The following is a 12144-nucleotide window of genomic DNA, read 5'->3' as shown; positions in this document are numbered from 1 at the left end:
TTATAGCATTTACAAAAAGGATTTTTGTAAATGCTATAAACAGCAAGTGCGTAAGCACTTGCCAATAAACAACAAATACCGTTTCCAAAAAGTAAAATATTTAACTTACTTTTTGGAAACGGTATAGTGGTTAGCGAAAAATTGACGCTCAAATTTTTCATATTGAGCCTATTGCTCAAATACCGCAAGTAGCGGATAAGTAATATGCTATTTTTTTGAGGGCAGGTAATGTGGTCTTAGCAATCATAAGCAGTTAATAATATGGCAGAAAAAGAACAATCTGAATTTAGGGTGGTAGATAAACGTCGATTCTCGGAGAGTGGGGACGTGCGCGAGGGCGTGATAGATGAAAGGAGGGATGAGAAGAAGCAAGTTGCAGATAGTGGCAAGGCACAACATTCAGCCACTACGGCAGCGTGCGATGCCGCGAGTGAGGCGGCTAATCTGAGAGCTGAAAGCAGACGGCCGACAGAAAGGAGCGAGGTGCGCGGGGAGATGCCAGCAGTGGATTTTTCCTCGTTTGTGGTAAGTTTGGCAACGCAGGCAATGGTGATGTTGGGAGAGCTTCCCAATCCGGAAACAAGGGTAAAGTCCTTTAATCCCGAGGTAGCAAGGCATACGATTGACATTATTTCCATGCTTGCTGAAAAGACAAAAAACAACCTCACTGTGGAAGAAGAAAAAATGGTAGGCGAGATACTCGCCAGTTTGAGAATAGCTTATGTCGATAGAGTTAGGGCAACGAATAATGATGCGAAGGTTGGATAGTTTTTCAATGGCTAGGCGGTGGCTTGTGTCACGAGTGATTTTGCTTCTTGGCGCGTTATTGCTGCCGCTTAATTATTCTTGGGCTGATAATGGCAAGTTGTGGGTAGATAGCACCTCTCAGGAGCCTCTAATTAACTTGCAGTTGCCGAGCTTTGCGCCGATTATAGATAAGTTAAGTCCAGCGGTGGTAAACATTTCGACCGAAGGAAAAGAAACTGCCCCAAATTCACTTCGCGGCGGTCAGCCTGGATTTGGTTTGCCCAATCAGCCGCCCGACTCGCCGTTTGAGTTTTTTTTCCAATTCCCAATGCCTCCACAGCAACCTCGAAGTTTTTCTAGTTTGGGTAGTGGTTTTGTCATTCACCCAGATGGGTATATCGTAACGAATAATCATGTTGTCGATAAAGCTTCTAAGATCGTCGTTCGCTTTCGCGATGACAAGACTGAGTACGATGCCAAGCTCATTGGCAAGGATCCAAAAACGGATCTGGCATTAGTAAAAGTGGAGGCACCCAAAAAATTACAATCTGTGGTGCTCGGCAATTCGGACTCCTTGCAGCCAGGGGATTGGGTCATTGCTATAGGCAATCCATTTCGCTTAGGTCATACGGTGACTGTAGGCATAGTGTCTGCTACTTCGCGAAAAGTAGGCGGGCCATATGACGATTTTATTCAGACAGACGCTTCGATTAATCCTGGAAATTCCGGTGGGCCGTTATTTAACGCTAATGGCGAGGTAGTAGGTGTAAATACTGCTATTTATTCCCCAAGCGTTTTAGGGTCATCGGGTTTTAATGTAGGCATTGGCTTTGCCATTCCCATTAATATGGTTAAGGGGATTATGACTCAACTGCATTCGAGCGGCAAGGTAATGCGTGGGTGGTTAGGGGTGTTAATACAGCCAGTTTCTTCGGATGTAGCGGAGGCTATGGGTTTAAGCACGGCTGAAGGTGCTTTAGTGGCTGATGTCGTTGACAAGAGTCCGGCGATGGAAGCTGGAATTAAGCGTGGAGATGTCATTACGAAGTATGACGGAAGGATAGTGACTGAAAACGACGACCTTCCGCTAATGGTTGCTGACACTCAAATCAACAAGACGGTGTCGGTTGAGGTTATTCGGGATAAGAAGCCAAAAATAATATCCGTAAAAATACGCGAACTCGTTGAACAAGATGAGCTCGACGAATTAGCTCAGGGGCAAGAAAGCAAGTTAGGCCTAAGCGTTCAGGATATCACGCCGGACTTAGCGAAGGGCTTAAACCTAGAAGATACTAATGGAGTTATTGTGTCTCAGGTGGTGCCAGAAAGCGCTGCAGAAAAGGCGGGACTTAGGAGGGGAGATATCGTTTTAGAGGTTGGAGGAAAGCCTATTAGCTCTTCAGAAGAATTTAGCAAGGCTACGAAGGATGTAGTTTCTGGCAAGCCGATGCTGTTACTGGTTAAGCGAGGAGACAACACAATCTTCCTGACGATTAAGGTTGAGTAGGAAGGCAATAGTAGCGATGGGTAGAAGGACGGAGCCGCAGCGTGTCTGGTTTTGGAGCGTATTTTTTTTCTCGTCGCTTTTTGCTGGTGGTTGTGTTTTCGGTGGGATTTCTGAGGTCGAGGAGGTGGAGGAAACTTCCACTCCTGATTCATCGTGGACTGACGCGATTGCCAATGAATTGTCTGGCAATTTTGAAAAAGTTCGACCAGTGGAGATTGTCGATAAGCGCCGCTGGGCAGAATTAAAGAACCGGGGTGACTATATCGTAAATGCAGCTGCGGCTTGTGGAGCTTGCCATGTGAGGCAAGATAATGGCGAAAGGACAGGAGTTGCGGGGCTCGAAAAATCTCTCGCCGGTGGGCGCCGAATCGAGGATCGCTTTGGCGAGGTAACTGTTCCAAACATCACTCCAGATATGGCAACTGGCCTTGGGGCGTGGAACGTAGCTGAAATAAAGAGAGCTATCCGCGCGTCGATCGATAATCGCGGGCAGCCGTTATCCATTGATGCTCATAGGGGTTATCGCTGGATGAGCGATGAAGATGCAACGGCCATAGCTGTCTATTTGTCCGCTTTAGCGCCTGTAAGGAACGAGATAGCGCGCAGATCTCTTGGTACATTGGAGCGGCGTAAATTTGGGGTAATTTCGCAGCATCGAGATATTCAAGGCTATGTGCCGCAAGTTGCGCCGCGGCGGGATGCTTATTATGGGCGCTATTTAGCGCATAATCTTTCGCGCTGTTACCTTTGCCATACGGGTAGCAAGAGTTTGTTTTCGTCCAGTGAGGATTTCGCTGGCTCGAGTGATGATCTAAATTACAACATAGTTTCGCACCTAGATCTTAAATTTCCAGAGAGCACGCCCGATATTCGCGGAACTTTAGAAACTGGTTTAAAGGCTTGGTCTAAGGCCGATATTGCAAAATATTTATCTACTGGTGCTTCGCCCAAAGGCAAGCAAAGCGATCCCAGGTTATGCCCATGGGATTATTTTAAGGATATGAGTGCTGACGATAAGGAGGCCATCGCTGCCTATTTAAAGACCTTGTAGTTTCGGCATTTTTTGCGCGCGACGAGGCGCGTTTTTGCTTCGGTAGTGATTTACCTAGTTCTATGTTGTTAGCCATTGAAACGAGTTGTGATGAAACTGCAGTTACTCTTTATGCGAGTGAGGCTGCTGCTCGTTTGGATAGTTCTAAGATATTAGTTGAGTTAATTTCTTCCCAGGTAGACTTACATAAACCTTACGGCGGCGTGGTCCCAGAAATTGCGGCAAGAAACCATATTGCAACGCTTCCGATGTTAATTACTAAGGCGTTTTTGCAAAGTGGCACTACAGTTAAAGATGTTAGCATGGTTGCCGCTACTCGTGGTCCTGGGCTTAAGGGCTGCCTTTTAGTCGGCTTGGGAATGGCAAAGGCTATAGCATTTAGTCGAAAAGTTCCACTGCTTGCGCTTAACCATTTGGAAGGGCATTTGTTTGCTTGTGAGTTTATGGAAGGGCATCTTCGCCCAAAACTTCCCATGCTAGCTTTACTAGTTTCTGGCGGGCATACGATGCTAGTATCTGTGCCTAAGTTTAGAGAGTATAAGGTTTTAGCGAGCACTCGCGATGATGCCGCCGGAGAAGCGTTTGACAAGATAGCAAGTATTTTGGGCCTTCCATATCCAGGAGGGCCTGCATTATCTCGCGAGGCTACAAGTGGCAATGCCAATTCTTTTAGTTTACCGGTAGGTCTAAGGGAGAATAACACGAGTTTTAGCTTTAGTGGGCTAAAAACTGCGGTAGCGCGCACGGTGGCAAAGCTCGGTGGCTTAGAGGGGGTAAGAGAGAAGGGACTAGTTGCGGATTTAGCGGCTTCCAGTGAGAGAGCAATAGTAGAGGCGCTAAAAGTAAAAGTCGCTGCCGCTTTAAAGTCGCTTAGACCGCAGTCTTTTTTGTTAACGGGCGGAGTAGCTGCAAACCTGCTTCTAAGAGAGGAGCTAGCTCAGGTTTGTGCTGACCAAGACGTGCGCTTCTCTGTTCCGCCGTTTAAGTGGTGCACGGACAATGCCACTATGATGGCAGCTCTTGCAGCTTCTATCATCAAGCACAATCCTAATTTGTATGGAAGCGAGTGGCGAGCTGCCGAGCACCCAGGGTATTTGGGCCCCGGCGTAGCCATTGAGGTTGGTGCTGTGGCGAGATGGCCGCTAGAAGAAATTAGTGGCGTATAGGCGCCCCAAAAAATTGTCCTCGGAGCCTCAATGCGAGCACAGAGACTCTTAGGCTAATTTTTTGGCGTCAGACGTCAAGGCGGAGTTACGGCACTCACTTAGTTTGCGCAGCAGGTGCGGTTGTGTCAGTAGGTTTAGAATCAGTTGCTGGTTGCTCGCTTAGTTGTTTTCTAAAATTGTCCTCGAAGGCAGTTAACTTTTCTTCAACTAGTTGCATGGTTTTTTCTATGCCTTCTTCGACGTTATCGAATTCAAAAGCTCCGATGGCGGAAAGAATGCCGACAGCATCATCGTAGCCCTGTTTTATCCCGCCTCTAATGGTCTGCATAAACGAATCCAAAAGCTCCTCTCCCTGTAAATTAGGATTCTGCTTCTGGTAGATACTGAATAGCGCTGTCGTGCCGTCTACTATTCGTTGCGCAGTGGCTTCAGGCGTGTGCTCCTCGGGTTTTAGCGAGGCGATGCCCTGAGGAAGATCGCTTTTAAGTATCCCGTTTAATTTCCTTATAACTTCGTCGCCAAGAACTGTAAGACTCTTGTAGATTTTCTTCATGTCTACATCTACTTTGTCTCGGCCCGACTCCGATGCAGCGGATCGGCCCCTTTTTGCCTTCTTCGTCCTTATCGAATCGAGGAGAGAAATTTTTGTTTCCGCGGCGGATTGCTTGTTAACAGACGCGTGAATTGACGCAGCACTATTTATGTTACTCATCGTTGCCTCCCTGCCTGAGTAGTTCATTCCCTTGTTGGCCAGGTAGGGTAGCAGTCATGGAAACCAAGCAAAGGCCGTTGCCAAAAACCTCGTCAGGGGCGTTTGGCAACGGCCCTCAGTAAGCCATGACGCTACGACCATACCGCCAGAGCTGTTAATTAGCCAAAAATATTGGTCAAATTGACCACAAAACCAAGGTATATAATGTGTTATTTGAGCTATCGGCGTAGAACAAATAAATCTTGAGGACTTTTATGAGCCTCCAATGAGAGCAGAGGTTTATTAGTATTATTTTAATTAATTAGGACTTAGGCCATCTATATGCACATAACCATGGTCTGGTCGTAAAATTTCTACCCAATTGCCGACTTGCGAAACAGATCGAATGACAGCACCGTCCGAAAATTCCCCCATGCGTTTGCTTTTTTCGCTTGGCTTTGAATGCAATATGGCTCCATTTCGCTTAACTCGCCATTCTTTTAGGTCTCTGCCTTTGTCATTCCCATGGTTGCTATCTCTTTTAGTATTATTTGCGCTCCAATCGAAATCGTCGTCTCCCGTTGTGCGTTGCTCATCTACCGTTAACGCGCCGATATTCGCTCCAGCGCCAGAATTAAAACGAGACATCGCTTGAGGTAATAAGCGTTCCAATCGCTCCAAACGATCGCTTGGAGATGGATGCGTTGAAAAAAACTCGACATTGTTTGCAAACATTGGGTCATCTTGAAAGCGCCGCCAGAAATTTATCGCGGCCTCGGGATTAATCTTAGCATCCGCCATTAAAAAAAGCCCAATTTGGTCAGCCTCTAATTCCTTCTCTCTCGAATAAGGGTTCATCAAGAGTCCGCTTCCAAGTTCCTGCGTAAGCTGAACTGTTATGTCGCCAAGATTCTGCGCTAACATTGGGTCTTTTGTGGCATGCGTAACAGCTATGCCTGCCGCAATAGCTCCGGCTCCAATAAGTATTCTTCGCAGCTGTTCGCTTGGATCCTCAGCAGTATGCTCCGCTATGACGTGCGCCATCTCATGCGCAATAAATGTAGCAATTTCGTCATCGCTCTGCGCCACATCTAATAAACCCGACCACAAAAAAACGTGATTCCCTCTTGTGGCTGCAGCATTTTTTACATCTGGCGCCTTAAATATAAACACATGCCAGGGATCCTTACCAGCACCAGCGGCTCCAGCTAAACGATCCACGATGTCCGTTACCTTGTCTAATCGAGGATCATTTGGATCTAATTCGTACTCTTCGCTAAGGCTAGTTAAAATCTCATGGCCATACTGTTCATCGGAAATCGAAGGTGCCTTAGGCGTAGGAATTTCGCCGGGAGGACGAGGTTGATGTTGGGGCGCGCAAGCAGCAAGTAGGGACATCAACCCGAACAATATTGCCGCTAATAACCTAGTAACCCTGACAAAAGATATGAACATAGTGGTATTCTACATCAACTAAGCAAAGTCTGCACCAGCGATCAAATAGCCTCCCAAACATCCCAGTAGTATAGTTGCAGTCCATGCCGCCGGAAAGGCCGGTATTAGCTCGGCTGCGCCGAGCGAAGTGCTAAAGGCATGAACGAAATAGTATCCAAATCCTAAGGAAATGCCAGCGATAAAACTTTTCGTAAGACTCCCAGAACGCGCCGGCAAAAGGGCAAAGGGGAATGCGACGAGAATCACGATTACCGTAATAAGAGGAAAACTAAGTTTTGCGTTTAGATCGACTAAGTATTTTGATACAGCTCCACCTTCGCGCTGGAGCTTTTCTATGTAATTACCGAGCTCCCAGTAACTCATGGTTTCTGGGCGCAGCTTTATTTCATAAAAATCCTTTGGCTTTTCAGATATTACCAGAGGAAGAGTTTGGAATCGAGAAACATTTGGTCGCCCTTCTAAGTTAAAGGAAGTCTCTACGACATTCTTCATTAGCCATCTCATCGCGGGGCCTTTCCAGACTACTTCCTCGGCATCGATCCGTCCGGCTAAAGCAAAGTTATCTGTCATTTCGAATATCGTAACTCCCTGCAGCGTAGCAGAGCGGGAATCGTAGAAATCGATGCTGTAAAATTTGTTGTCCTTGCGATACCAAAAATTTGCCTTGCTAACTTTACCAGTTTGGGCCTTCTTGCGGATGTCAAAATTGTAAATCTCCTCCACTCGGTTCGTTGCCCACGGAACTATGGTTTCGCCGCTAATAAACATAATCGCTGAGATTAACGCGCCAATGCATATTAGTGGTAGCGCAATCCGAAACATGCTTACGCCGCAAGCTCGCATAGCTGTTAATTCAGATTTTTGAGCTAACTGCCCTATGCTGACTAGCGTGGCAATCAGCACTGCTACAGGCGTCATTAGGTGAGCGATTAGTGGTATCTTAAATAGCATATAACTAGCTATTTGCGCGAAGGTAGCGTATTCCTTAAAAAAAAGGTTAATGCGCTCAAAAAGATCGAAAACAAAAAATATAGAAAGGGAGACAGCTAGACATAGAACGAGTGCATTGAGAAATTGCCGCACAATATAGCCTTGTAGAATGTTAAACAAGAATACTTTGTTCATTGTGCTTGTGCGGTTAGCGATTTGCCTTGCGAAGTGCGCAAATGCGCAAGACCTCTTGCTATAGCTTCCGTTACAGCGAGCCATCGTTCGCTCTCAACCATCCTAAATAAGTAAACCGCTAGCAACCCTATACATGTATTGGGAAACCACATGCATAGCCAAGTAGGCAGAGCATTTTTCTCGGCTATAGCGGAGGAAAGTGCCAACGATATGTAGAATAACATGATGATGAGCAAACCTAGAGAAATGTTAGCCGTTAGTCCATATCCGAATCCACCGCGACTTGACTGAATGCCAAGAGCCATGCCCAAAAAGACCACAATTAGGCAAGCCGTAGGGACAGCAAAGCGAGAATGCCACTCTATATCATAGCTCAATAACTGTTGGCGCTGTTCGTCAGATTGAGGAGCTGGGAGGGATTCAAGCTCGTGGCGCAAGGCATTTAGTTCGACGAGAGACATCTCATCGCTCTTCTTGCCACGGCTGCTTGCTTCTCCGGCCAAGAGTTCCTTTTCGCTTAAGTTGAGATTGTTTACGTTAAAATCGGTCAAATTATAGTTCAGTCCTACGCCTTCATGGATCGCCCCATTGAAGAGTCTAAGAGAAAGCGTTCGCGCGCTGTCATCGGCAATAATATTTCCGTACTTTGCTATGAAATTTCGAACCACTTCGCCACGGCGATCCGAGATGATTAGATTCGTTAACCGAGTGCTGCTTGGGTCTATCTTTTCGGCAAATATGGTGAGATCGCCTAAATCGTTGAATACTCCTGCTAACAAACCAGCGCTTGCTCTGGTCTTTGCAATTTCAAAAAGCCCCACGCCGAGGCGATAATTCGCTAGAGGTCTAATCCAAAGACTTAAAGTTAGCGAAATGAAAAATGCAATCAGGGCAAAGGAAAAAGCTGGGATCGCGAGTCTTCTTAAACTTACGCCACAGGAACGCATGACAATTAATTCGCTATCTGCGCTAAGTCTCCCGAACGCAATAATACAGGAAAGAAGCAGTGACATTGGGATGGCTATTTCCAGAAAGCGCGGTACGACATAGGAGAACAAGACAAGAACGTCGCCTATCGCAACGTTTTTGTTAATTACTAGATCGACAAGTTTGAGGATGCGGACCAGAAACAATATGCCCGTGAAGACAAAAAGCGAAACGAGAAACGGGGTAGCAATTTCTAAAAATACGTAGCGAGAAAGTATCGTAACCGGAAACTTAGGTAAGCGATGTAACGGCGAGGGCGTCTTTTCGTCAATGCTTCTTAGTTGCAGTGCTTTTGTAAACCCCATAGCAGTTACTAACCCTCCGGGATGCTATTCGAAGGGTTTACTCTACAGCTGACCTAACACTCTCAAAAAATTTTAATGCTGCGTAGTAGATCTCTGTTGAAGCATTATGGCGAACTATGACGGCGAGTCCGCTCTACATCTTTGCGGCGCTTCTTCTGAGCTTCTTTGTCTTTTCGCTTGCGCTTCTCGGAAGGTTTTTCATAAAAGCGACGAGACTTTAGCTCCTTAAATAAGCCTTCCCGAATGAGCTTGCGCTTTAGTATGCGCATGGCCTTTTCTAAATTGTGGTCAACTGTAATTTCCGTCATACCTATACTATTTGTTATTACTCAAAAATATTTACTAATTTTATGAGCGTGTAGTAATACACGCCCTTTCTTCCTCTTATCCTAATTAGAGAGGTTGCGGGCTGCAAACCCACCGTATCTTGTCTGTTTTTTCTATAAAAGGCAATCCGTTAGCCATAAATCTTTTGAAAAATAACCATCTGGGACATTGAGGTTGCTCAACATTAAATGTATAAAAGGACTCTTGCTTTTAGGAAAGGAGGCAATGGTTTGTTTCTTAGTGGTTTGTTTCGCAGCGGTTCTAGCTATCACTGATTCGACAAAAAAAATGTTGACAAAAACAATGAGGAGATGTTCGTTATGGAAAAAGGTGACAGAGTAGATTCGGGGAGACAGTTGGACGAGGCGGTGTCGTTGTTATCTATGTTGGAGTATCTTTTGGGAAGCCTTTCGCAGCAGATGCCGGCGTCGGCATCGGTGCCCTGGACCGGTATGATGGCGACTTTGCGTAACAGCAGAGAAACTAAGGATATAGGAGAAGCGATAGATCTATTGGCTATGTTGGAATATCTTTTTGGTTCGGTATCCCAGCAGAATCCAAGTTTGGGGTTGGCACCGTGGGGTGGTGTTATCCTAACTTTGAGGAATTGCAAGGAGACTTTGCGTCAGGCACGAGATGTCATCGCGCCATCTCATTATATGCCCAGGCCAAACTATGTGGCACAACAGGAGAGTGGGCGGACGGCGACTTTAGCAGATCGGGTTAAGCAGATTCCAAATACTGGATCGCGTGCACGAGAGCTACTTAGCAACGTAAATAGTCCTGCTGGCAAGAGTGCTGGCTCGACATCTGGCAATGCTGCTGATACTGAGGAGAGGAGCGAAGCAGTCGAGCATTAACTCTAGTGTTTATTGAGCACTGTTTCAAGGAACCTCGACGCGGCGAATAAGGGAAGACGTTTGTAATGAATTATCTTTGTCGGGTTGAGGTTTCCCCTCACAAGAATTTTCTAACAAGAGAATCGCAGTCGGTTCTCTTTCTTTTTGTAATCTATCTACTTGTTGGATGTAGTTCGCGGGCTGCGACTACTGGCATCACTAATGCTGGTGGGACGTTTGAGAAAAACATTATTGAAGAACAAATTGCTAGGGCCAAAGGGGCCGATGCCGAAGTTGCTGAGACATCGAAATCTTACTACTACTTTTTGCTGGGCGAGCTAGCGCTGCATCGAGAGCGGTACGACGAGGCTTTGGCGAATTATAAATTGGCGAGCGAACATGAAACTGAGCCAGCACCAGTACTTAGGAGTCGGCTCGCACAACTATATGTTCGGAAGGGGGAGCTTAGGTTAGCGCTTGAGGAGCTAGATAAGATATCTGATCTAGCTGTTGAATCTTCCGTGCATGGGGAGAATCTAGACGTCCTTCGTCTAAAGGCAGGTATCTACGCTTCGTTAAACAATCGCGATAAGGCGGTAGAGATATATCGCCAGCTCATTCTTCTTGAGCCAGAAAATCAGGACAACTATGTATTGCTTTCTAGCCTTTATGCCCAATCTTCCGACTACGATAAGGCTAAGGCTGTATTGGAAGAACTAATTGCCGCTTCCCCCGAAGCATCTGCTCTGGCCTATTATTATATAGCTCGCATCTCTGAGTCGCGCGGTGCCTTAGAGGAAGCGGAGGAGTTCTATGCAAAAGCAGTTAAGCTAAATCCAGATGCAGAAGCTATTCAGATAGATTATGCACGAACTTTGGCGTTAAGGGACAGGCGGGACGAAGCAATTGAGAAGTGCGAGTCAATTCTCGCAAAAAATCCCCAAAATGTCGTAGCAAGAAGGCTTTTGGGGCAGCTTTTGTGGGAGGGGCAAAAGTTTGAGGAGGCACTTAAGGAGCTAGAAGAGCTGAGGAGCCTGGAGAAGGATCCAACTGAAACGAGGCTAAAAATTGCTTTAATTAAGCTCGAGCGAAAGGACTTTGCAGGGGCCGAGGTGGAGCTAAACCTTATCTTAGCAGTCCATCCTCAAAACTCTACTGCAAGGTATTTTTTAGCATCTGTTTATACCGGCATGGGCAAAGATGAAGATGCTATTAATGCATTGCAGCAAATAAAGCCGGGACAGAAGATGTTTGTGGAATCCCGAGTTTTAGTGGCGTACTTAGCGAAGCAGAAAAAGCAGTTCGACATTGCCGCAAAGGCTATAGAGGAAGCGCTTAGTGAGAAGACCGATGACATTAATTTATTGCTATACCTTGCCTCGTTGCAGCGCGAAGCGGGGAAGTTAGATGAAGCTGTTGGGCTAATGAAAAGGGTCATCGCGCTGGATAAGGCAGTTGATCGCCATTACTTCACGTTAGGGGCAATTTACGATGAGCTTGAAAAGCCTAAAGAGGCCATGGAGGCGATGCGCAAGTCCATAGAAGCAAATCCCAGTAATGCCGATGCGCTGAATTATCTTGGATATTCCCTAGCTGAGCGAGGCGAGGCATTAGGGGAGGCTGAGCGTTTCATTAAGCGAGCCTTGGAGATTGAGCCCAATAATGCTTATTACATCGACAGCTTGGGGTGGGTCTATTTTAAGATGGGCAAATACGAGGAAGCGCTTGAGCAATTACAGCTAGCGATAAAGGCGGTTTCTGACGATGCCGTTATACTGGAGCATTTTGCCGAGATTTTAATCAAGTTGGGACAAAGAGAAAAGGCGCTATCGGTTTTTGAGAAGGCTTTGATGTTTGCTCCTAAGTCGGACGACGGGCAGGTTGAGATACGTGTGAGGGCAGGGATGGATAAGATTAGAAAAATGAAGCAGTAGCTACCGAGGA

Annotated in this window: 11 protein-coding genes; 6 read left to right on the top strand and 5 right to left on the bottom strand. The window is 46.3% G+C overall.

Annotated elements, in window-relative coordinates; translation table 11 throughout:
- Positions 1–495: 495 nt before the first annotated feature.
- The 4 genes from IT291_09690 to tsaD all read left to right on the top strand — a co-directional run bounded on the left by IT291_09690 (position 496) and on the right by tsaD (position 4471).
- A complete protein-coding gene (locus IT291_09690) occupies positions 496–768 on the top strand; it encodes a DUF1844 domain-containing protein (protein MCC6221497.1) in 273 nt (90 codons plus the stop codon).
- Positions 749–2254: a DegQ family serine endoprotease gene (locus IT291_09685; protein ID MCC6221496.1), complete on the top strand. Its 1506-nt coding sequence runs from the start codon at positions 749–751 to the stop codon at positions 2252–2254. Before IT291_09690 ends, IT291_09685 begins: the two co-directional genes overlap by 20 nt.
- A 16-nt stretch (positions 2255–2270) precedes the next feature.
- Positions 2271–3305 (top strand): cytochrome c, encoded by a 1035-nt coding sequence (locus IT291_09680; protein ID MCC6221495.1) that lies wholly within the window; start codon positions 2271–2273, stop codon positions 3303–3305.
- A 62-nt stretch (positions 3306–3367) separates the two neighbouring features.
- A complete protein-coding gene (tsaD, locus tag IT291_09675; GenBank protein ID MCC6221494.1) occupies positions 3368–4471 on the top strand; it encodes a tRNA (adenosine(37)-N6)-threonylcarbamoyltransferase complex transferase subunit TsaD in 1104 nt (367 codons plus the stop codon).
- A 94-nt stretch (positions 4472–4565) separates the two neighbouring features.
- Here tsaD and IT291_09670 read toward each other — a convergent pair whose 3' ends face one another.
- From IT291_09670 to IT291_09650, 5 genes are all read right to left on the bottom strand, one after another.
- The gene (locus IT291_09670) at positions 4566–5183 is read right to left on the bottom strand and encodes a DUF5610 domain-containing protein (GenBank protein ID MCC6221493.1); all 618 of its coding nucleotides are present in this window, start codon (positions 5181–5183) and stop codon (positions 4566–4568) included.
- A gap of 297 nt (positions 5184–5480) precedes the next feature.
- On the bottom strand, positions 5481–6617 hold the full coding sequence (locus IT291_09665; GenBank protein ID MCC6221492.1) for a M48 family metallopeptidase: 1137 nt from the start codon (positions 6615–6617) through the stop codon (positions 5481–5483).
- Positions 6618–6635: 18 nt separating this feature from the next.
- Positions 6636–7742 carry an LPS export ABC transporter permease LptG gene (lptG, locus tag IT291_09660; GenBank protein ID MCC6221491.1) on the bottom strand — a complete coding sequence of 369 codons (1107 nt, stop codon included), beginning with the start codon at positions 7740–7742 and terminating at the stop codon, positions 6636–6638.
- Positions 7739–9034, bottom strand: coding sequence for an LptF/LptG family permease (locus IT291_09655; GenBank protein ID MCC6221490.1), 1296 nt, complete (start codon positions 9032–9034; stop codon positions 7739–7741). The genes lptG and IT291_09655 overlap by 4 nt, the downstream gene beginning before the upstream one ends.
- A gap of 104 nt (positions 9035–9138) precedes the next feature.
- Positions 9139–9342: a 30S ribosomal protein S21 gene (locus tag IT291_09650; GenBank protein MCC6221489.1), complete on the bottom strand. Its 204-nt coding sequence runs from the start codon at positions 9340–9342 to the stop codon at positions 9139–9141.
- A gap of 339 nt (positions 9343–9681) precedes the next feature.
- Here IT291_09650 and IT291_09645 point away from each other — a divergent pair, with 339 nt between their 5' ends.
- Together IT291_09645 and IT291_09640 are read left to right on the top strand one after the other, a co-directional pair.
- Positions 9682–10221 carry a hypothetical protein gene (locus tag IT291_09645; GenBank protein ID MCC6221488.1) on the top strand — a complete coding sequence of 180 codons (540 nt, stop codon included), beginning with the start codon at positions 9682–9684 and terminating at the stop codon, positions 10219–10221.
- A gap of 65 nt (positions 10222–10286) precedes the next feature.
- Complete coding sequence (locus IT291_09640) at positions 10287–12134, top strand: tetratricopeptide repeat protein (protein MCC6221487.1); 1848 nt, start codon at positions 10287–10289, stop codon at positions 12132–12134.
- Positions 12135–12144: the final 10 nt, after the last annotated feature.

This window comes from Deltaproteobacteria bacterium, from assembly GCA_020845775.1.
GTDB lineage: Bacteria > Bdellovibrionota_C > UBA2361 > SZUA-149 > JADLFC01 > JADLFC01.
Note: the sequence above shows the minus strand (reverse complement) of the source record. Positions and strands in the feature narration are given on the sequence as shown.